The organism is Planifilum fulgidum, from assembly GCF_900113175.1.
GTDB lineage: Bacteria > Bacillota > Bacilli > Thermoactinomycetales > DSM-44946 > Planifilum > Planifilum fulgidum.
Genome location: NZ_FOOK01000014.1, coordinates 1 through 20,219 on the forward strand (window position 1 = coordinate 1; position 20,219 = coordinate 20,219).

Here is a 20,219-nt window from a genome sequence, read left to right on the forward strand (position 1 = left end):
CCTCCTTATTGCCGTGGCTCAAAACATCAAAAAAAATGGCCTTGCTCCTCTCGAAGAGAGGAAAAGGCTTTGTGATCCGCCTAATTTACCAAATCTAATCTCCTTTATCTGTTTATTCCCCATAAACACGCAAACCCTGGCGCTTTTCTTGCGAAAAGAGCCAGGGGGTTTGTCATCAATCTCAAGGAGGGGAAACCCCTCCTTTTTTGCAACCCGGGATCAGACCACTTTCGCTTCGGCTTTGGCGGCGGGCTTTTTGTTCCAGGCCGGAACGTGAACGGAAGCCAGTTCGTCGGCGTAGATCAATCCGAAGCGGTCGGTGATGTACACTTTGCGGTTATCGTAATTGTAAGTGTTTTTCACCTTGACGTTGATCTTTTTGCCGAATGCGCTAACGAGGGTGATTTCGTCCCCCGGCTGCAGCCAGTCCATAATCGTGCCCGTGCGGACTCCGCCCATTTCGTACCTTCCGATGTAGCGAGCCATGGAATTTCACTCCCTTCGGTTCAAGATACAATATTCGAAAAAATTTCCCTTAGATCACACCTACTTTACAACTAGATGACATCTATATTGTAATCACAAATTCGCTATTTGTGCAACCATCAATTATGTCTATTTTTCGAATTGGTTCAACGGACCTGTTTAAGGGAATCAAAAAATGTGTTCAAGTCGGTATGGAAAGATATAACGGCAAACATCTTTTGGGATGAAAGGGCTTTCGTGAGGGTTTTCTCCGATCAGAGTGCTTGTTATACAGTCATGATCGCTGTCTGTTCAAAAAATGAGGGGGCGTGACCGCTTGAACAATTGTGCACAAAAAAATCCCCCTGCCGGGGTAGATTGCAAAAATGTTACAGCAGCTCCCGGTAGGGGGTCAGATCGATGTTTTTCCTTTGCAGGGTCTTGATCAGAAACTTGTGGTCCCGGCGGGGTGTGGCCAGGATGTATCCCCGGATGATGAGATCTTCCCGCATCTCCGTCGCCTTTTCCTTCAGGGCCAGTTCGCCGATCTTTGCGGCGATCTTCTGGCGGGCCACATCCCGAAACAACTTGGGAACCGGACGAACCAGCTCCTCCAGCAGCTCCTTCTGTTCCTCCGTCCACAGGTGACGGGTTTGTTCGATGTAATATTCCTGCCATTCCAGAATCGATTTGCCGTCCTCCCGGGGCAGCGATTTGAGGAACTTGCGAAACATGAAGTATCCGCCGATGCCGAGAAAGGCCAGCATGAACAGTCCCCAGAAGAGGACGGCCCAAAACATCCATTGCGACATGAAAAACACCTTCTTAAAATCAATCTCCCGCCCTTTCGAAGGGAACGGGATGACGTCTTTCCCTCATGAGAGGGGGCGGTCCCGCCGGATGCGGGACCCGACTTTCTTCCTTACCCAAATTATATAGAAGAAGGAGGAGATCGCAAGGGAATCCTTCTTCCCCGGGACCGGATTCCGCTCCCGTCCACATTCTTTCGCGGCGGGAAAGGGCTTTCGCGCGGAGGAATGGACCGGGGCGGACGGGAAAGGAGCGGCCCCTGCGGGAAGCGGGATTTTCGGCCGAGATAAGAGCTTGTTTGTCCCGAGCGGATTGAAGTATGCTAGTTTTAAAGAATTGATGAATCCACCGCCGACAAGGCCCGAAGGGGCGTCCTGCAAAACCGAGGGAAAAGGGAGATTTACATGGATCGCGAAAAACTGTCGGAGAAGCTGTTGCAGATGAAGGAGGAGCACATCCTGTTCATTCCTTCCGGAACCGGTGTGCAAATTACGGTAGAGCGCATCCAGGTGGGCAACGAACTGGGCTGGGGGCTTCACGTGAAGGACGAGAAGCAGGTGTCGCGCTATGTGTCCCGCGATCCGGGGAGAATCACGGATTACATACTGACGCTGAAGCCCAGAGGGATTCCCCTGCTCAGGCACCGGGGGGAACGGTTGGAGGAATCGTCCCAGTTCGCGAAGAAGGCTTCCTGGCTGTTGGATTGATCAGCGCCGGGACCGGAACTTTTCCGCGCCGCATCGCGCGGTTTTTTTGTTTTTCCGGGGAAAACGGCGGGCCTTCGCATGACTGGTCCCGCGAAGGGAAATCTATGGGTATCAGGGAAATGGTTGGAGGGATCGCGATTGGCGCGGATTGTCTCGGTGGGAACGGCCGTCCCCGAATACGAGGTGGACCAGCGGGAGGCGCGGGAGTTTGCCCGCGGGCTGTTCCGGGAGGCGTTTGGGGATATTGACCGGTTGTTGAAGATCTTTGATCATGCGGCCATCGAACGGCGCCGATTCAGCAGGCCCCGGTCCTGGTTTGAACAGGACCATTCCTTTGCCGAGCGAAACAAAGCTTATGTGGAAGCGGCGTGCAACCTGGGGGAGGAGGCGGTTCGCCGCTGCCTGAAGGGGGCGGGCCTTGGGCCCCGGGAGGTGGATCACTTTATTTTCGTCTCCTCCACCGGCCTGTCCACCCCCAGCATCGACGCCCATCTGGTCAACCGGTTGGGCATGAACCCCCAGGTGAAGCGAACCCCCCTCTGGGGATTGGGATGTGCCGGCGGAGCGGCGGGGCTCGCCCGCGCCTTCGAGGTGGCCCGGGCCTTTCCGGAACGGCGCGTTCTCCTGCTCGCCCTGGAGCTTTGCGGGCTCACCTTTCGCCGCAATGACCTGTCCAAAAGCAATCTGGTGGCCACGTCGCTGTTTGCCGACGGGGCCGCCGCGGCGTTGGTCGCCGGGGAGAAGGCGGGCGTGGGCGGGGACGGGCCGCGGATCATCGACGCGATGAGCATGACTTGGCCCAGGTCCCTGGACGTGATGGGATGGGAAGTGGTGGACGACGGTCTGAAAGTGATATTTTCCAAGGATATTCCGTCCATCGTGCGCCGGAAAGTGGGGCCGGTGGTGAAGGGGTTTTTGCGCCGGTGGAATTTGACCCCCGAGCGGGTGGGGAGGTATATCGCCCATCCCGGGGGAGCCAAGGTGCTGTCCGCCTACGAGGAGGCCCTTTCCCTGAAGGAGACCGTCCTGTCCAGCGCCCGTTCCGTCCTGCGCGCCCACGGAAACATGTCTTCGGCGACGGTGCTGTTTGTGTTGGAGCGGGAAATGCGGGAGCGGCCCGAACGGGGAACCTACGGACTGATCACCGCCCTCGGCCCCGGATTCAGCCTGGAACTGATGCTTGTCCGGTGGGGGGAGGAAGGGCCGACGGAAAGCCGGGTGGAGGCGGCGGATCACTCCGGGACGGGGGCGCCGGTTTCGGAATCCGGGCGGACCCCTTCGCCGGATCCGCCGGCGTCGTCTCTTCCGAGTCACAGCTGAAGGCGGCAGGGAGGTGAGCCGATGGGGCTCGGGTGGGCGCTGCTTTTGATTGTGGGATTGCAGAGGCTGGCGGAACTGCGCGTGGCCGGGCGGAACGCCCGGTGGGCGCGGGCGCAGGGCGGTTATGAGGTGGGAGGAGGGCACTACATCCTCATCGTCTCGGTGCACCTGCTCTGGTTTCTGGGCATGGCCGGCGAAATCCTTTCGGGGGCGACGCCGCCGGTCTGGTGGCCGCTTCCTGCGCTCCTTTTCCTCCTCGCCCAGGTTCTCCGCTATTGGTCGATTCGTTCCCTGGGCCGCCACTGGAACACGCGGATCTGGGTGATCCCCGGTAAGAAACCGGTCCTCCGCGGCCCTTACCGGTTTATCCGCCATCCCAATTATCTCGCCGTCATTGCCGAGATCCTCGCGCTTCCCCTCCTCCTGGGGGCTTTTTGGACGGCGGCGGTGGCGTCTCTTTTGAATCTGCTGGTATTGCTCGGGGTGCGCATTCCCGCGGAGGAGCGGGCCCTGGCGGCGGCGATGGAAGAGGACGGGGAGGCGGGGCGAAAAAACCGTTTCCTTCCCTTCCCGAAACGGGGATGAAGGCCTGACGCGCTTTCATTGCCGCGTGCTTGCGCCTGATGCCCGGGCAAGGTTTTCCCTTTTTGATGACGCAGGAACCATGACAGAAGTCACGGGGTGTTTCTCCGTTTGTGACCGCAGGCAGTATCTGAAAAAGGGATGGGGAAGGCAAAATAAACAGGAAAAAACGGGGAGATCATCCGATGCTCGCTAAAGGGCGCGGATTGGACGGCCCCCGACGCTTGCCGGGGGTCTCTGAAATGTTGTTTACCGCTTGATCGGTGCGGGAATTTGTGTGGGGAGGCGGAAGCCCTGTTGGGAAGAAAGCCGGGGGCCGACGAAATTTTCCGGAAAGCGGCCTGGGGAGAGGAGGAAATGCCATGATCATAGCCGGCTGCTTGCTTATCGGTGTCGGTTTGGGAATGCTGTTCGGGCAGACAGGCGCGGGCGCATTGATCGGCCTGGGTGCGGGTTTTTTGCTCGAATTCTTTTGGTCAAGGGGAAAGCGGAAGGAATCGTGAGCGGAAAACGCGCCGGTTCCCTTGGCCGGGATCAGGGGCGGCGGTCCGAACGGTCCCGGACGGCCGCCCGTTTCGTTCGGGAAGTTTTTTGCGCTTTCGGCGATCGCGCCGGGGTTTTTTCTTGCGATTTAACGCGTGAACTTGCTAAAATCTTTTCAAAACATCTCTTATTTCAGTTTATTTTGTCTGTTTTTGCGGCTCCGGCCGAATCGGAACGGGCGCTTTTCCGCGCTTCCCGGAAAGGGGGTGGAGAGATGGAACCGGACAAAGGAACGGCGGCTGTAAGCCTGCACCGGGCGACGAAGTGCTTCACGACGCCCGCGGGGAAGGACTATACGGCGGTGCACGAGATCACGCTGGAGGTGCAGGAGGGAACCTTCGTCGCCATCGTCGGCCCGAGCGGATGCGGCAAGTCGACCCTCCTCAACATGACCGCCGGTCTGACGGCGCCCACATCCGGAACGGTGCGCATTTACGGTCAGCCGCTTCGCGGGATCAACCGGCGGGCGGCCTATATCTTTCAGCAGGATGCGCTGCTCCCCTGGAAGACGGTTCTGGACAACGCGGCGCTCGGTTTGGTGTTTCGCGGCCGTCGCACCGACGAGGCCCGCGAGGCGGCGAGGGAGTGGCTGGAAAGGGTGGGGCTCGGTCCCTTCGCCGACCGGTACCCGTTTCAGCTGTCCGGCGGAATGCGCAAGCGGGTGGCGATCGCCCAGAGTTGGGTCGTAAATCCCGACATCTTGCTGATGGACGAGCCCTTCAGCGCCCTGGACGTGCAGACGCGGCAGATGATGGAGAGCGAACTTCTGTCCCTCTGGTCGTCGTCGCGAAAAACGGTGTTGTTCGTGACGCATGACCTGGAGGAGGCGATCGCCCTGGCGGACGAAGTCGTCGTTCTGTCGGCGGCTCCGGCCAGCCGGGTGGTGGGCCGTTTTCCCGTCGATCTGTCCCGTCCGCGCAATTTGATGGACATCCGGACGGACCCCCGTTTTGTCGATCTTTACCGGACGATCTGGTCGATTCTGCGCGAGGAGGTCCTGAAGAGTTATGAACGGAGCAGACACATGGCGTAAGCGGGAAGAGAAGATGTCCCAAGCTTCCCGAGCGGAGCAGACGGGGAACCGCCCGGCGGAAGGGGGGATGTACGCCCCCGCCCGGCCGACGCCGGGCCCCGGAGGGGAAAGGGATGAGGCCGACCCGCGGGCGGCCGGTCGCATCGCCGCGGCCCGGCATCGGCGGAAGGTGCGCCTCCTGCAGGGGGGGTTCGGGGTTGCGCTGCTGGTTTCATGGCAGCTCCTCGCCGACGGGGGAATTCTCGATCCCTTCTTTTTCAGCCGCCCGACCGAGATTTTCAGCCGAATCGCGGAGTGGGTGTCGACCGGATTCATCTGGCCTCACCTGGCGGTCACGCTGGAGGAAGCGTTGCTGTCCTTTGTCATCGGCGTTCTGTTGGGGGTGCTTTTCGGCTTTGTCCTGGCCCGGTTTTCGCTGCTGGCCGAGGTGTTGGACCCTTACATCCAGATGTTGAATTCCTTGCCCCGGGTGGTTCTTGCCCCCATTTTCATGCTCTGGTTCGGCCTGGGCATCTGGTCCAAGGTGGCCCTGGGCGTCACGCTGGTTTTCTTCGTCGTCTTCTTCAACACCTACCGGGGGGTGCGCGAGGTGGACCGGGTGATCATCGACAACGCCCGGATGCTGGGGGCCTCCGAACGGCAGCTGCTGCGGCACGTCCTGATCCCCTCGGCCCTCTCGTGGATCTTCTCCAGCTTGCATACCAGCATCGGCTTTGCCATCGTGGGGGCGGTGGTGGGGGAGTACCTCGGCGCCTCCATGGGGGTGGGCTACGTTATCGCCCAGGCGGAGGGAGTGTTTGACACGACGGGGGTTTTTGCGGGGATGATCATCCTGATGGCGGTGGTGCTGCTGGTGGATCAGGCGGTGAACCGCGTGGAGCGGCACCTGCTGCGCTGGAAGCCGGAAAACGCGGCGGGCTGGGCGGACGGGAAGAAGGAATGAAAGGAACGGGGGGATGTGCGGTGCGGAAAAATCGACGGAGGATTGCAGCCTTTGCCCTGGCGGTGTTGCTGCCGGTTTTGGCGGCTTGCGGCGGCGGTTCCGGGGGCGGCTCCTCCGCCGGGGGAACCATCGATGTGACCATCGGAGTGGGCGGTCAGGCTTCGATCGTCTATCTGCCGACCACCCTGGCCCAGCAGCTGGGCTATTACGAGGAAGAAGGGCTGAACGTGACCCTTCAGGATTTCCAGGGGGGAGCCAAGTCGTTGGAAGCCCTGATGGGCGGGAGCGTCGATGTCGTGTCGGGCTACTACGACCACACGAATCAAATGGCGGCGAAGGGGCAAAAGCTGAAATCCTTCGTCACCATGTTGCGCTATCCGGGCCTGGTGATGGCCGTCTCTCCCGAGACGGACAAACCGATCGGGAAAATCGAGGATCTGAAGGGGGCTGTGGTGGGCGTCAGCGCGCCCGGTTCCTCCACGCATCTGTTTCTCAATTATCTGCTGTCCAAGAAGGGATTGGATCCGCGAAAGGATGTCAGCGTCATCGGGATCGGGTTGACGGGCACGGCCATCGCCGCGATGGAAAAGGGAGAGGTGGATGCGGCGGTGCTCACCGACCCGGCGGCCACCCAACTGGCCAAGCGCCATCCGGATCTGAAGATCCTGATGGACACCCGCACCGCCGAAGGCGTCAAACAGGCCTTCGGAACGGAAACTTACCCCGCTTCGGTTCTCTATTCGAAGGCCGAGTGGATCGAGCAGAATCCGGAGGCCGCGCGCCGTTTGGCCCGGGCGATCCAGCGCACCCTGAAATGGATCCAGCAACATTCCCCCCGGGAGATCGCGGAGAAGATGCCCTCCCGGTTCCACGGCGGGGACGAGTCCACCTATGTGGAGGCCATCGATCACACCATGCCCATGTTCTCTCCGGACGGGGTGATGCATCCGGAGGGGCCGCAAGCCGTAAAAGAGGTGTTGTCCCTCTCGCTGGAGGAAGTGCGCCGGGCGAAATTCGACCTGAAGGAAACCTACACCAACGAGTTTGTCCAATAGTGAGGCCTCCTGCGGCCGGCATCCAATCCCGCGCAGGCCCCTTTGGGGGGTTCTATGCGTAAATCATCTTCACCGTCATGCCGCCGTCGATCACCAGGTTGGCCCCGGTGATGAACTCCGCATCCGGAGAGGCGAGGTAGCGGACGGCCCGGGCGATGTCTTCGGGGCGTCCCACCCGGTCCGAGGGGTGCTGCCGATGGTCCTCTTCGGTCAATTGCGCCGGTTTCCGGGCGCTTTTCTTTTTCCATTCGGAGGTTTCGATCCATCCCGGACTGATCGCGTTGACGCGGACCGTCGGCCCGAGGCTGACGGCCAGCGCGTGGGTGAGGGCCAGAATTCCCCCTTTGGAGGCGGAGTAGGCCTCGGTGTGGGGTTCGGACATCAGGGCCCGGGTGGAGGCGATGTTGATGATGGAGGCCCGTCCGGCCGTCCGCAGCAGGGGCAGGCCGTACTTCGCGCACAAAAAGACGCTCCGCAGATTGACGTGGATCACCCGGTCCCACTCTTCCACGGAGAGCTCCTCCAGTGGGCGGAAAAGGCTGATCCCCGCGTTGTTGCACAGGATGTGCAGTTTGCCCCGTTCCTTGCCGATCCGGTCCATCAGCCGCCGGATTTCTTCCGGCCGCGCCACGTCCGTGGGAACAAAGGTGGCCGCGCCCCCCGCCTTCCGGATCTCCTCTTCGCACTCGGTCCCCGCTTCCTCATCCTGTTCCGCGATGTAGACGTGGGCCCCTTCCCGGGCGAGGAGTTCCGCCACCGCGCGGCCGATGCCTTGCCCTCCGCCGGTGACGACCGCCGTCTGATCCGCAAAAAGCCTTTTTTCCAAAGCTTGTCCCCCCCTGATTTTTTTCAGGCGAAAGATTTGAAAGCCCCCGGCGAAAAGAAGAAGGAGGGATGCGCGCGGGTGCCTCGGCGCGGCGAACCTTGCACCCCTTCCGGCACTTCAACGGGGCTTTTAAACCATTTTAACGCCGGGTACGCTTTATTTCTCGATTGCGGTTGAGGAGGAATTGCCGACGGGGTCCTTCGCTTTTTGACGCTGAAAATGATGATCATACATTTTTTTGGCGATTTTCCGGTAAATCCGGGGAAAGAGGGCCCGGAAAGCGAGGGCGGGCGCGAAGAGGCGCGGCACCACGAGAACCCGGGGGCGGTCGATCAATCCGATGGCGTGGCGGGCCACGGTTTCCGGATCGAGGAGCCGCTTGGCGATCGGGGCGGGGAAAAAGCGGGAGGGGTCTTCGCCCCGGAAAAAGGGGGTGGAAACGGGCCCGGGGCAGAGGACGCCCACCCGGATGACCGGCGCATATTGCAGGTCGAGGGATTCGGAAAAGCCGACCAGGGCAAATTTGGAGGCCGTGTAGGCGGCCAGGTTCGGACTGCCGGTGAGCCCCGCCACCGAGGCGATGTTGACGATCCGTCCCCCGCCGGCTTCCAACATATGGGGAATCACGGCCCGGGTCATGCGGACGGCTCCCAGATAATTGGTCTGCATCATGCCTTCATATTCACTCATCGGGATCTCGAGAAACCCTCCGAAGGCGCCGTAGCCGGCGTTGTTGATCAGGACATCGATGCGCCCCCAGGTACGTTTCACCTCATCCACCAACGCCTGAACGGCATTTTCGTCGGTCACATCGCAGGGGAAGGCGGCGCCGGTGCCCAGCTCTTCCGTCAGCTTTTGGAGGGGTTCCGCCCGCCGGGCGGCGAGGACGGGAAAATCCCCCCGCCGGGCCAGCAGCCGGGCGATTTCCCGTCCGATTCCGCTGGAGGCACCGGTGACGAGAACGATTCGCTTTCGCATGCTCTCTCTCCTCAGGACATGGGGACTTGGGGAATGATTTTTCCCTCGATCCGCTCGAAGATGTCGTCCAGATCGCGGCCGGTGATGGTCAGGCCGTGGTTTTTCAGGCCGACGACCGCCCGGGAGGGATCCTCGGCGCGGCTGATCTGCTCCGCCACCGCCTTGGCCAGTTGAAGGGTGCCGCAGGGGTAGTTGATCTTCGTGGTGGGGACGCCTTCCATCCAGGCGTGGATGTGAACGATGGCTCCCACCTCCGGATGGTTGGTGTAGATCATCCAGTGCTCGATGGCGTCGACGGAGGCGCGGCGCGGCTCCACCTTCGGCGGAACGCTGATTCGCATGGCTTTTTCTTCCGGGGAATATCCCTTGATCATCAGGATGTCCCGGCCGACGGTTTCCAGTTTGGCCTTGTTCACCCCGCTGGCGCTCATCCAGAAGCGGTTTCCATCCTTTCGGGCGCTCAGATTGCCGTAGCTCAAGCCCCCGATCCCGTAGAGGCGCTTCACGTGGCGCAATTCCCGCTCGGACAGGAGCTCCTCGATGGGAAAGGGGGCGGGCAACAGGTTCATCTCGTCCAGCTTTTTCCCCGCCCGGTTGATTTGCCGGGTCAGTTCATCCCCGTCCCAAAGGCTTTCCGGGAGATCCGGTTCAAAGGTGTTGTCGATGATCAATTCCGCGGTGGCCAGGGGAAGGAGCCGCTCGAACACCCGGCGGAAGAAGCCGGGTTCCTCCATGTCCCCCGGGATGGGGTAGCATCCCTGCTCCAGGGTGATGAAGTGGACGGCGGGTTGACCTTTGGAGCGATCCAGGTAAATCATCATGTTGCCGAGGGAGCGCACCAGGATGGGATAACCCGCCTTCAGGATGCTGTCGACCGGTTCGCTTTTCTCCGCCACCGTGACGACGAAGGTTCCCTTTCCCTTTCGCCGGAAATGGCGGGGATCATCCGGATCCACAAAATGGAGGACCAGTTTCAGATCGGGATCCTCCTTGGAGCCGTAGACATACCCGTTTTTGATCAATTCGTTTCGGAGGCCTTCGGCCAGCTTTTTGAGCACGGGACTTTGCCGCCAGTCTCCCGCCATGGTGAACGTGGTCATTCGGCATCTCCTTCCGTCGTTTCTTCCCTTACCCATTTTTTCCAAAGGGGAAGGGAATCATGCCGAGGGACGGCCCTGGCGGGCGTGCCCGTGCGAGCTCCGCCGTCATCGGAATCGGTCGAGATCGATTATATCGCAAGGGGAGGGGAAGGCAAAGGGGCCTGCAGGCGTCCCTTGCCTTCCGGCTGGGTTTCGGGGATGCAGGGATGTCGCAGGGGGGATTCCCATGCCGAAATTCGCCGTCCGCGGCAAATTCCGAGGACGGTCCGCCGCTTGCGCCGCGGTGACGGAAAGGGGACGAGCGACTCGCCGGAACTTGCGGAATACGCAAGGCACACAAATCCATACCCGCCGGTGAATGCATCTATACTTCCTCAGAAAGGAAACCGCCGGCGCGTGCCACTTACATGCCGGGTTGCCATGGGGAGGGTGCCCTGGGAAGTCGGGATTGAGAGGCGATGTTCTGAGGCGGTTCACCGGCTGCGGCAGGCGATGTCATCGCCTGCGACAACGGTGTCCTGAGCGAGGGACCCAAAGGGTGGTCGAAGCGGCGCCTTCAGGCGATTCGCGCCGGAGAGATGCTCGCATCCCTTTGAAATCGGTCTTGGGGAGCCATGGAGCGGTGGGAAGGGGACGTGCCATGCCGTGGATTCAAAGTCTTCATGACCGATAGACTGGGAAGCGCTCTTGCGAAATATCTCGAGATGACGGCGCGCAAGCGCCCCTTTCTTGGCGGGGACGGCCTTGAGACGCTTTCGATGACGGTTCTTCCATCGGTTCGGATGCAGCCGGATGGGGAGCGGGCGCAGCTGAAGGCGTGCCGGGGAAAGCGCGGGGACGGCCGCAGGCACGGAAAAAACGACTCGAAGGCGCAAAGCGGCGGCGGGAAGCAGGTCCCGGGGTCATGCAGCCGGGGCATGGCGCCCTGGGTCCCGAAGATGTCCTCGGCGCTGACGCAGAACCTGTTCAGCCCGTCTGTGCGCCCGGGGGCACGTAAGAAACCGGCGGCGCCGAAGCCGCCGGAACCTGCGGGGGCTGTGGAGGACGGCCCGGCGATTTCAAGGCGAGGAACCCCGGAGGAGCCGGAAAAGGGATTCAGCGCGCATCTTCCTCCTTCTCAAGCGCTTTAGCGATTTCTCGTCGGACTCCTGGGTGGTGGACGTTTCGTCGGGGGAGTCTTCCATGCCCTCCCGCCAGGGTCTCACTCGGGAGGTGTTCTCCCGCCGTTTGGCCCGGCCTTCAATCCCGCCTTCGCGGGGCTTTTTCCTGATCGCGCTTTTCCCCGTTTTGCTCTTTGATCCTTTCCGGTTTTGTCGATCGCATCTTCTCCTGACTGCGGTCTTCGATCCACGGGTGGGATCCGGCTGCGCGATATCATCGGTTTTTCATCCGCTGGCGAAAACACGAAAGACCAAGTAAACGACAAGCAGGATCAGCACAAAACCGTTCACCAGCCTGCCGGCCCGCCGCATCCGGGGGATGAGGCCGGGAAACCATTGACTTCCGGACATTCCGAAAAAAGCCGTGGGAATCGCCCGGCTGAAACCGTAAAGGGCGCCGAAGAGAAGGCCGTGGGCCGGGTCTTTGAAAAAGCCGAGATACAGATAGAGGAGATGGAAGGTGATGTGCGGGATGTACGTAAAAAGGCCCGCGCCCAGGATCAGCCCCCACACCGCCATGTTCCGCATCGGCGGCCCCGAGACCCACGTGTGCGGAACCTGCCATCGGTTTTGCGGCACTTTCAGGCGGATTCCGTTCCACTCATGAAGGATGTAGGGGGCGGCCAGCAGGGCGAGGAACCCCCCCTTGATCGCCGGCGGCAGCCAGAAGGAAAGCAAATACACGATGGACGTGTACAAAAATCCGGCCGCGGCGCCGGATGCGGCGGCCGTTCCGCCGTAGACGAGGGAACGAAAAGCCGCTTCCCGCTTTTTTACCCTCTCCCCGAGAGGGGCGACCGAAAGGGTCGCATTGATCCCTCAGACCGTTCCGACGGCGGTGATTCCCGCGGTGAAGGCCAGGAGAGCCGGCAGGAGGTTTTCCGGATGAAGCCAATCGTTCATGCTTACCCCCTCATTTCCGGAAGGCCCACTTGCATCCGCAAGTATGGCCGTCTTTGATGCAATCGCAACAGACAAAGTAGTGGGGACAATCTTCGGAGGTGGCGCACCAGCAGCCCGTGCTTCGGTACAACCCTTTCCAAACGGTGTAGCCGCTGGGGCACCTTAAGCCGCTGCCGTGGTCCGGACAGCCGGAACAGTATCTCCCGCCCGGCGGATGGCAGTCGCACGCCCTCCACCAGGTTTCACACCACTGGGTGGAGGCGGAGACGGAGGCGGGGTTTCGGGCGATTTCCATCAGTTTAAAGAAGGCCGCCTTCAGGGATTTCTTGAGAAGGGCGCTCTGATCCGACGTCCGGGCCCACTGTTCCGCCGACCGTCTGAAGAGGGAATCGATTGCCCGGATCACCGGAGACCCTCCTGACTGTCGCCGGTTTGAAGGGAGTCTTCCAGTTTTCCCAGCAACTCCTCGATGTGTTCTTTTCCGTTGCACAGCCCCTTGCCCCTCACGATTCCCTTCTCATCGAGGATGAAGGCGAAGGGCGTCACGCGGACGCGGAAATCCCGCAAAAAATGATCCCTCCGGTCCCAGACGATCCGCCCGTGAATCTCCCTTTCCCGCACAAACGCCTCCATTTTCTCCCGGTCGCCGACTCCCATCAGGACGAAGTTCACCTTCTCCCGGTGGTCCAGGCAGCATTGGTTCCATTCGGGGATCAGGTCCCTGCAGGCGTCGCAATTCGGTGAAATGAAGGCCAGGAGGGTCGGCCTCCCTTCCAGGTCTTTGTGTGTGACCGCGCGGGTGGTGGAAAAATCTTCCCCCACAAATTCCGGAATATAGTCTCCGATCGGGATGCCGTCGCGGGAGATGGCATCGGCGGAATTGAGATAGATTTCGCCGAACTGGCGGAAGAGAACGACCAGGGCAAAGATGACCAGCAGCTGGACGATCCACAGCAGGATATTGGAGTAAAGAAGAAACGTTTCCATCGATCTCGCTCCTCAGCGCATTTTCAAGGGCGGGCGCAGGGGGAGTCCTCCCGCTCAGCGGTTTTTCAATCGGTCCATCGCCTTCGCGTGATGGGTCCAGACGGCCTGGGCCGCCAACAGGCATGCGGTCAGGAAGCTTCCGAAAAAAAAGCTTTCGGGTGAAGGACGGACAGGGTGGGAGAAGGAGCGGATCAGCACGGTGATCGCCGCAGCCGTCAGGATCCCGATTTTAATCAGGGTGAACCGGTCCGCCCGGGCGTCGAGAAATTTGCCGTAACATCCGCAGCGGACGGTTTTTTTGGCGCGCAGGACGGCGGAGACGGCCCAGGCGAAGCCGAAGAGGAGAAGGAGCAGGATCAGGGAGCCGCAAAGGGCGGTCTTCGGATGACACAGCAGCGCGGCTCCGGAAAGTTCCGCGAAGGGAAGGAGACTCCCCAACACCCTGGCGAGAGGGCCGGGCAAAACGCCGTACGCGGCCGTCAGCTCCCGGAAGGCCGAAAGGTGCAGGAGCTTGGGCGCGGCGGAGGCGATAAACAGAGTGCACAAAAACATGGCGAGAATATCGGCGAGCATTTGCATGGGATCTTTTCCTTTCCGGCACGGGTTTACGGGCGGTTTTGTGCCCGGCGCCGGCTCCGCCGGGGGCGAAACGGGCAAACCGGAAGTGGACGGCGCGGAAAAAGGGGGATCGGACCGGCGCGGGCGGACACCGGTTTGGCTTTCTGAAATAGTGTAATGCCGGGGGATCCGGATGTGTTCCTCCTCTTTCACATGCGCCGGAAAGCGCAGGGAGACGGATCATTCGCCGCCGCGCCGGCGGGTTTGGGAGCGCCGTGCCGCCGCAGGGACGGAACCATCGCCGGCGCATTCGGGTTTCGAAGGGGACTGTTTCCGGACGCTCCCCGCATTTGCCGCCGATGATCGCATCCGCTGCCGAATTCCGATCCGAGGGAACAAAAAAAAGACTCCATCCTGTGGAGTCTCAGGTGATTGAGAGGGAAGAGAGGGACCGATTGTCCGCCGGGCGCCCCCTGCGGCAGGGAGAGTCGGGATGACGCGTCCCCATTTTTGGAAGCGACTGCAACCCTTCCCTCCGACGTGAAGGGGGGATCCGCCGCCCGCGCGGCAGAGGCGCCGGGCGGCACAGGCCCTTCTCACCCCCCGTTATTCACCAGGCCGTTGGCGCGGAGTCCGTCACCGGCCCCGCTTCCATCCGGCGGGGGTGAAGAGGAAGGCCGCCCTTGGGAGCCGGAGGCGAATTCCTGCCTCCCGCCTGTTTTCATCGCCCCAAAGCTCCGCCGCCGGTCGCCGCCGGATCCCCCGCCCTCCTCTGGGCGTAACGGGCCAGCACCGGGTGGTGCCGCTTCAGCGCCGACAGCAGCTCCTCGAAGACGGCCCGAATATCCCACTGGGCCTCGGGTGAAGTGCGCAGGTTGATCAAATGGTATAGTTCCCACAGGGTGACCGTCGCCGTCACCTGCCGATGATGGGCGTTGGTCACGCAGTAGGGGGCCGCCGCGGGGCATATCTCCCGGATTTTCCTGTGGATTTCCGCCGCCTGTTCCACCAGTCTGCAAAAGGGATCGGACAGGCCGGCGTCCCGGACATGGGGAGGGATCGTATAGCCCAGGTCGGTGGTGGGGAGCCCCCAGGTGAAGTGGGTGCGGCGGTTGTGGCGAAGGAGCTGGTGCCAGTTGGCTTCGGAGATCTTCAGTTCCAGCCGGTAGACCAGGTGCTGGAAGGCGTCCAAGGGATTGTCGAAGAAGCGCAGCCGCTTCAGGGCGTCGTCAACCAGCCGCTCTTTCTCCTCCCGGCTGAGGGCGCGGGCCTTTGCTTCCGCTTCCTCGTAGGAGAGGGAGGAGTGTTCGATCCAGAGCGAAACGGTCAATTGCGTGAGCGCCTCCTCGTAATCCGGGAGGCGGAGGAACCGGGCGGAGGGGCCGCCGGCGGACTCCGGACAGGCGCGAGCCTCCGTTTCCGTTTCTTTCATCTGTTTTTCCAGGCTTTCGCGCGTATCCATAATGTAGGGGCTGGGTTTTACATGTTTGAGAAGGGTGGGAATCACCCGTCCGATTTCCCGCTCCATCTCCCGGGCCAGCCGCCGGCATTCCGGGTACCGGCTGGACAGGAGGCGGATCAGGGTGTCCCTGAGGGCGCGGCCGTTGCCGGTCATCCCCAGGTTGGTCAGGGTGGCCAGCGTCAGGACATAGCGGGCGTCCTCGAAGGCCGTCTTTTCCACCCGGAGGTGGAAGCGCTTCTCCGATTCTCCGTCACGGCGGGGCAGGCGGTCCGTCAGGTAACCGATCAGACCGGCCAGCAGCCCTTCGTAGGTGTCGTAGGCTTTCTCCTGCAGGTCGCAATACAGGCTTTTGGCTTCCGGATCATTTTCCAGTTCCGGCGGCAGGTACCAGTCGCCGCGGCGGGGCCGCTGGTATCGCTGGCTGTATTCGGTGAAGCTGTTGAAGGAATTGGCCAGCTCCAGCTCGGCGGATGCGAGCCGGCTGATCCGCTCGATGCCGATGTGGGCCACCGCGTGCTCCGCCACGCTGCTGTGGCCGTATCCCACCACCCATTTCTCGTGAAAGCGGGCCGCCTTCTCCGAATAGAAGGATGCGATCCCGCCGGCGGCGTCGCCGACGGCCAGTTCGTCGTCCTCGAGCAGTTTTTTCAGGTTGTCCCGGAAGCTGAGGGGGCTTCGGCTGACATAGGCGAAAATGACGGCGATCACTTCTTCGGGAAGGTTGTATATGGTGTAAACATTGCGATCCAGGTTGGATACGTATCGGGTCAGGTCGATCTCCTGGCCTTTCACCGGGGCCACCTCCCACGTTGTGCTTCTCTCATTCTACCAAGTTGCGGGACCGCCGGAAAGCGCGGAACCGATTTCGCAAAGGTGCATAAAATCGATTTATTTCCAAAGGAGTTCCGTCTGGTAATATCGAATTGACTGAGAGGGCACTCCTTTCAAACAGACGGAAACGGGGAAAGAGCCCCTGTTTTCAGACTTCGAACTCATGGATGGGTTGCATCGCATTTCATCGATCGAGGTGTTCTCATGCCGGAAGAAGCATTGTTGGAGATTTCGCAGCTAAAATTGCACTTTTTCACCGATAAGGGAGTGGTCAAGGCCGTTGACGGCGTGGACCTCACCGTCAAGGAGGGCGAGGTGGTGGGTCTCGTCGGGGAGTCGGGATGCGGCAAGAGCGTCACCTCCCTGGCGGTGATGGGATTGGTGGAAGCGCCGGGGAAGATCGTCGGCGGGTCGATCCGCTTCGGCGGAAGGGACCTGACCAAGTTGTCCCATAAGGAGATGCGGCAGATCCGGGGCAACGAAATCGCCATGATCTTTCAGGAGCCGATGACCTCCCTCAACCCGGTCTTCACCATCGGCAATCAGATGGTGGAAGCGGTTCGCCTCCATCGGGACGTCTCCAAGCGGCAGGCCCGGGAGATGGCCCTGGAGATGCTGAAGAAGGTGGGCATTTCCCGGGAGGGGATTCTGGACGAGTATCCCCACCAGCTGTCCGGGGGGATGCGGCAGCGCGTCATGATCGCCATGGCCATGGTTTGCCGGCCGCGCCTTTTGATCGCCGATGAGCCGACCACGGCTCTGGACGTGACCATCCAGGCGCAGATCCTCGACCTGATGCGCAGCCTCAACCGGGAGTTCGGCACGGCCATCCTGCTCATCACCCACGACATGGGCGTTGTCGCCGAAATGTGCGATCGGGTGGTGGTGATGTACGCCGGTCAGGTGGTGGAGGAAGCCGATGTCCGGCGCATCTTTCGCGCCACGCAGCATCCCTACACCTCGGGGTTGCTCCGCTCGATTCCCAAGCTGGATGAGCGGCGAAAGCGGCTGTATTCCATTCCCGGCAACGTGCCGAGCCCCCGCAAGATGCCGGCGGGCTGCCGGTTTGCCCCCCGCTGCGACCGGGTGATGGAGATCTGCCGCGAAGCGGAGCCGGAATTGTTCACCGTCGAACCGGGCCACCTGAGCCGGTGCTGGCTTCACGTCCGCGGGGAGGAGGTGACCGGCGGTGGAGGCTCCCAAGACCCTGCTCACCGTCCGTAATCTGAAAAAATATTTTCCGATCCGAAGCGGCGTGTTCATGCGGACCACCGGATACGTCCGGGCGGTGGACGATGTTTCCTTCTCCGTCCGGGAGGGGGAGACCCTCGGCCTGGTGGGGGAAAGCGGTTGCGGGAAATCGACGACCGGCCGGATGGTGCTCCGCCTGATCGAGCCGACGGAGGGCGAGGTGGAGTTTGACGGCGTCTCCCTGACGAAGCTGTCTTCCGAGGAGATGCGGAAGCTCCGGCGGGACATGCAGATGGTGTTCCAGGATCCCTTCGCCTCCCTCAACCCGCGGATGACCGTGGGCGACATTTTGGAGGAACCGCTGATCGTCCACGGCATCGGGACGCCCAAGGAGAGGAAGGAGCAGGTGCGCGAACTGCTCCGCCTGGTCGGTCTGGACGCGGAGCACGCAGAGCGGTACCCGCACCAGTTCAGCGGCGGCCAGCGGCAGCGGATCGGCATCGCCCGGGCGGTGGCCCTGAGGCCCCGGCTGATCGTGGCCGACGAGCCCGTTTCCGCCCTGGACGTTTCCATCCAGTCCCAGGTGCTCAACCTGCTGGAGGATCTGCAGGAGCAATTCGGACTCACCTATCTGTTCATCGCCCACGATCTGAGCGTCGTCCGCCACATCAGCGACCGGGTCGGGGTGATGTACCTGGGGCGGTTGGTGGAGCTGGCCGACCGGGATGAGCTGTATGAGCATCCCCTTCACCCCTACACCCAGGCCCTCCTCTCCGCCGTGCCCGTACCGGATCCGGATGCGAAGCGGGAGCGGATCATCCTCCAGGGGGATGTGCCGAGTCCGGCCGACCCGCCCAGGGGATGCGCCTTCCATCCCCGCTGTCCCCACGTGATGGACATCTGCCGGGAGGCGCGTCCGGAGTTCCGCGACCGGGGAAGCGGCCATTTTGTGGCCTGCCATCTGGTCGACAAGTGAGCGGGAACTCCGCTCCGACGGGAAGGAGGTGTCCGCCTGGAGGAGGAGATGGAGGACATAGAAAAACGAAAAAAAAAGGCACAGATTCAAGGGGGTTGACAATCAATGAAATTCCGGAAATCATGGCTTCTCGCCTTGTCGCTTCTGCTCGCCCTTTCCGCCGTGCTGGCGGGCTGCGGCTCGTCGGGGGACAGCGGCGGATCCCAGGGGGAAAAGACCCTGATTTACGGCCGCGGCGCCGATTCCAAGTCGCTGGATCCCATCCAGGTGACCGACGGGGAATCCCTGAAGGTGACCAAAAACATCTTCGACACGCTGGTGGATTATGCCGATGACAACACCGAGGTGGTTCCCGGCCTGGCGGAGCGGTGGGAGTCCTCCAAGGACGGGAAAACCTGGACCTTCTACCTGCGCAAGGGCGTGAAGTTCCACGACGGAACGGATTTCAACGCCGAAGCGGTCGTCTACAACTTCGAACGGTGGATGGATAAAAACCATCCCGAGCACAAGGGCGGCGAATTCCCCTATTACGGATACATGTTCGGCGGTTACAAGGGGGACAAGGGCCATGTGATCAAGAGCGTCACCGCCGTGGACGAGTACACGGTGAAATTTGAGCTCAACTATCCGCAGGCGCCGTTTTTGAACAACTTGGCCATGCCGCCCTTCGGGATCGCTTCGCCGACGGCGGTCAAAAAGGATCCGGAAGGGTTCGGCCAGAAGCCGGTGGGCACCGGTCCCTTCAAACTGGAAAGCTGGAAGAAGAACGACACCATCACCCTGGTCAAAAACGAGGACTACTGGCAGGAAGGACTGCCCAAGCTGGATAAGCTGATCTACCGCTCGATCCCGGACAATGCGGCCCGTTTCAGCGCCCTCCAGGCGGGGGACGTCGACATCATGGACGGGCTGAATCCCAGCGATGTGAAGCTGGTGAAGCAGAACCAGAACCTTCAGCTGTTTGAGCGTCCGGGGATGAACGTGGCTTATCTGGCCTTCAACACCGAGAAGAAGCCCTTCGACAATCCCAAGGTGCGGCAGGCCCTGAACCACGCGGTCAACAAAGAAGGGATCATCAAGAGCTTTTACGCCGACTTGGCCAAGCCCGCCAAAAACCCGATGCCCGATGTGCTTTGGGGATACAACGACAAAATCAAGGATTACGAGTTTGACCTGGACAAAGCCAAAAAACTTCTGAAGGAAGCGGGTTACCCCGACGGCTTCAAGGTCGATTTCTGGGCGCCGACGGATCCCCGTCCCTACATGCCCGACGGCAAGAAAATCGCCGAGTTCATCCAGGCGGATCTCGCCAAGATCGGGGTGAAGGCGGAGATCGTCTCCTACGACTGGCAAACCTATCTGGAACGCACCGGCAAGGGTGAACACTCCATGGCCCTGCTGGGTTGGATCGGGGACAACGGCGACCCGGACAACTTCCTGTACGTGCTTTTGGACAAGGACAATGCCAAGGGCCCGGATGCCGGAAACATCGCCTTCTACAAGAACGACAAATTGCACGACATCTTGATCAAGGCCCAGCAGGTTTCCGATCAGGCGGAACGGACGAAGCTCTACGAACAGGCACAGGAAATCATCAAAAAGGACGCACCCTGGGTTCCGTTGGTTCACGTGACCGAACCGATGGTTGCCTGGTCTCACGTCAAGGGATACGTCCCTCATCCCACGGGATCGGACAAGATGCTCAAGGTGGATATCGAGAAGTGATTTGAGATCCGGGGAAGCGTCTCATGGCGAGATGCTTCCCCCTTTTTTCCGGATGCCGCAGGAA

The 20,219-nt window shown here is 61.2% G+C and carries 19 protein-coding genes; 9 read left to right on the top strand and 10 right to left on the bottom strand.

Annotation, left to right across the window (positions count from 1 at the left end; translation table 11 throughout):
- Positions 1-219: 219 nt before the first annotated feature.
- Together BM063_RS09185 and BM063_RS09190 are read right to left on the bottom strand one after the other, a co-directional pair.
- A complete protein-coding gene (locus tag BM063_RS09185; protein ID WP_092038191.1) occupies positions 220-486 on the bottom strand; it encodes a hypothetical protein in 267 nt (88 codons plus the stop codon).
- A 368-nt stretch (positions 487-854) separates the two neighbouring features.
- Positions 855-1,277 (bottom strand): DUF2621 family protein, encoded by a 423-nt coding sequence (locus tag BM063_RS09190; RefSeq protein ID WP_092038193.1) that lies wholly within the window; start codon positions 1,275-1,277, stop codon positions 855-857.
- Between the two features lie 402 nt (positions 1,278-1,679).
- On the opposite strand from BM063_RS09190, the gene BM063_RS09195 reads away from it, so the two are divergent.
- From BM063_RS09195 to BM063_RS09220, 6 genes are all read left to right on the top strand, one after another.
- Positions 1,680-1,982: a hypothetical protein gene (locus BM063_RS09195; RefSeq protein ID WP_092038195.1), complete on the top strand. Its 303-nt coding sequence runs from the start codon at positions 1,680-1,682 to the stop codon at positions 1,980-1,982.
- Between the two features lie 138 nt (positions 1,983-2,120).
- Positions 2,121-3,302 carry a type III polyketide synthase gene (locus BM063_RS09200; protein WP_092038197.1) on the top strand — a complete coding sequence of 394 codons (1,182 nt, stop codon included), beginning with the start codon at positions 2,121-2,123 and terminating at the stop codon, positions 3,300-3,302.
- A gap of 21 nt (positions 3,303-3,323) precedes the next feature.
- The gene (locus BM063_RS09205; RefSeq protein WP_092038199.1) at positions 3,324-3,887 is read left to right on the top strand and encodes an isoprenylcysteine carboxyl methyltransferase family protein; all 564 of its coding nucleotides are present in this window, start codon (positions 3,324-3,326) and stop codon (positions 3,885-3,887) included.
- Between the two features lie 754 nt (positions 3,888-4,641).
- Positions 4,642-5,460: an ABC transporter ATP-binding protein gene (locus BM063_RS09210; protein ID WP_092038352.1), complete on the top strand. Its 819-nt coding sequence runs from the start codon at positions 4,642-4,644 to the stop codon at positions 5,458-5,460.
- Positions 5,435-6,403, top strand: coding sequence for an ABC transporter permease (locus BM063_RS09215; RefSeq protein WP_218154431.1), 969 nt, complete (start codon positions 5,435-5,437; stop codon positions 6,401-6,403). The genes BM063_RS09210 and BM063_RS09215 overlap by 26 nt, the downstream gene beginning before the upstream one ends.
- Positions 6,404-6,423: 20 nt before the next feature.
- Complete coding sequence (locus BM063_RS09220) at positions 6,424-7,458, top strand: ABC transporter substrate-binding protein (RefSeq protein WP_177199069.1); 1,035 nt, start codon at positions 6,424-6,426, stop codon at positions 7,456-7,458.
- Between the two features lie 52 nt (positions 7,459-7,510).
- Here BM063_RS09220 and BM063_RS09225 read toward each other — a convergent pair whose 3' ends face one another.
- The 8 genes from BM063_RS09225 to BM063_RS09270 all read right to left on the bottom strand — a co-directional run bounded on the left by BM063_RS09225 (position 7,511) and on the right by BM063_RS09270 (position 16,224).
- Positions 7,511-8,284, bottom strand: coding sequence for a glucose 1-dehydrogenase (locus BM063_RS09225; protein ID WP_092038203.1), 774 nt, complete (start codon positions 8,282-8,284; stop codon positions 7,511-7,513).
- Positions 8,285-8,440: 156 nt separating this feature from the next.
- Positions 8,441-9,262: an SDR family NAD(P)-dependent oxidoreductase gene (locus BM063_RS09230; protein WP_092038205.1), complete on the bottom strand. Its 822-nt coding sequence runs from the start codon at positions 9,260-9,262 to the stop codon at positions 8,441-8,443.
- Positions 9,263-9,273: 11 nt separating this feature from the next.
- Positions 9,274-10,362 carry a class II aldolase/adducin family protein gene (locus BM063_RS09235; protein ID WP_092038207.1) on the bottom strand — a complete coding sequence of 363 codons (1,089 nt, stop codon included), beginning with the start codon at positions 10,360-10,362 and terminating at the stop codon, positions 9,274-9,276.
- A gap of 1,385 nt (positions 10,363-11,747) precedes the next feature.
- The gene (locus tag BM063_RS09245) at positions 11,748-12,221 is read right to left on the bottom strand and encodes a hypothetical protein (protein WP_092038211.1); all 474 of its coding nucleotides are present in this window, start codon (positions 12,219-12,221) and stop codon (positions 11,748-11,750) included.
- A 214-nt stretch (positions 12,222-12,435) separates the two neighbouring features.
- Positions 12,436-12,831 carry a hypothetical protein gene (locus tag BM063_RS09250; protein WP_092038213.1) on the bottom strand — a complete coding sequence of 132 codons (396 nt, stop codon included), beginning with the start codon at positions 12,829-12,831 and terminating at the stop codon, positions 12,436-12,438.
- On the bottom strand, positions 12,828-13,412 hold the full coding sequence (locus BM063_RS09255; RefSeq protein ID WP_092038215.1) for a redoxin domain-containing protein: 585 nt from the start codon (positions 13,410-13,412) through the stop codon (positions 12,828-12,830). The genes BM063_RS09250 and BM063_RS09255 overlap by 4 nt, the downstream gene beginning before the upstream one ends.
- A gap of 54 nt (positions 13,413-13,466) precedes the next feature.
- The gene (locus BM063_RS09260) at positions 13,467-13,991 is read right to left on the bottom strand and encodes a MauE/DoxX family redox-associated membrane protein (RefSeq protein WP_092038217.1); all 525 of its coding nucleotides are present in this window, start codon (positions 13,989-13,991) and stop codon (positions 13,467-13,469) included.
- 700 nt (positions 13,992-14,691) lie between these two features.
- Positions 14,692-16,224 carry an FAD-dependent thymidylate synthase gene (locus tag BM063_RS09270; protein ID WP_177199070.1) on the bottom strand — a complete coding sequence of 511 codons (1,533 nt, stop codon included), beginning with the start codon at positions 16,222-16,224 and terminating at the stop codon, positions 14,692-14,694.
- 243 nt (positions 16,225-16,467) lie between these two features.
- On the opposite strand from BM063_RS09270, the gene BM063_RS09275 reads away from it, so the two are divergent.
- From BM063_RS09275 to BM063_RS09285, 3 genes are all read left to right on the top strand, one after another.
- Entirely contained in the window at positions 16,468-17,487 is a 1,020-nt protein-coding gene (locus BM063_RS09275) for an ABC transporter ATP-binding protein (protein ID WP_092038223.1), read from the top strand.
- A complete protein-coding gene (locus BM063_RS09280) occupies positions 17,453-18,430 on the top strand; it encodes an ABC transporter ATP-binding protein (protein WP_092038225.1) in 978 nt (325 codons plus the stop codon). Before BM063_RS09275 ends, BM063_RS09280 begins: the two co-directional genes overlap by 35 nt.
- Positions 18,431-18,535: 105 nt before the next feature.
- Positions 18,536-20,155 (top strand): ABC transporter substrate-binding protein, encoded by a 1,620-nt coding sequence (locus BM063_RS09285; RefSeq protein WP_092038227.1) that lies wholly within the window; start codon positions 18,536-18,538, stop codon positions 20,153-20,155.
- Positions 20,156-20,219: the final 64 nt, after the last annotated feature.

What these genes read in the sequence shown, in the direction of transcription:
- BM063_RS09185 (WP_092038191.1), bottom strand. Translation starts at nt 486, where the DNA reads ATGGCTCGCTACATCGGAAGGTACGAAATGGGCGGAGTCCGCACGGGC.
- BM063_RS09190 (WP_092038193.1), bottom strand. Translation starts at nt 1,277, where the DNA reads ATGTCGCAATGGATGTTTTGGGCCGTCCTCTTCTGGGGACTGTTCATG.
- BM063_RS09195 (WP_092038195.1), top strand. Translation starts at nt 1,680, where the DNA reads ATGGATCGCGAAAAACTGTCGGAGAAGCTGTTGCAGATGAAGGAGGAG.
- BM063_RS09205 (WP_092038199.1), top strand. Translation starts at nt 3,324, where the DNA reads ATGGGGCTCGGGTGGGCGCTGCTTTTGATTGTGGGATTGCAGAGGCTG.
- BM063_RS09210 (WP_092038352.1), top strand. Translation starts at nt 4,642, where the DNA reads ATGGAACCGGACAAAGGAACGGCGGCTGTAAGCCTGCACCGGGCGACG.
- BM063_RS09215 (WP_218154431.1), top strand. Translation starts at nt 5,435, where the DNA reads ATGAACGGAGCAGACACATGGCGTAAGCGGGAAGAGAAGATGTCCCAA.
- BM063_RS09230 (WP_092038205.1), bottom strand. Translation starts at nt 9,262, where the DNA reads ATGCGAAAGCGAATCGTTCTCGTCACCGGTGCCTCCAGCGGAATCGGA.
- BM063_RS09235 (WP_092038207.1), bottom strand. Translation starts at nt 10,362, where the DNA reads ATGACCACGTTCACCATGGCGGGAGACTGGCGGCAAAGTCCCGTGCTC.
- BM063_RS09255 (WP_092038215.1), bottom strand. Translation starts at nt 13,412, where the DNA reads ATGGAAACGTTTCTTCTTTACTCCAATATCCTGCTGTGGATCGTCCAG.
- BM063_RS09260 (WP_092038217.1), bottom strand. Translation starts at nt 13,991, where the DNA reads ATGCAAATGCTCGCCGATATTCTCGCCATGTTTTTGTGCACTCTGTTT.
- BM063_RS09275 (WP_092038223.1), top strand. Translation starts at nt 16,468, where the DNA reads ATGCCGGAAGAAGCATTGTTGGAGATTTCGCAGCTAAAATTGCACTTT.
- BM063_RS09285 (WP_092038227.1), top strand. Translation starts at nt 18,536, where the DNA reads ATGAAATTCCGGAAATCATGGCTTCTCGCCTTGTCGCTTCTGCTCGCC.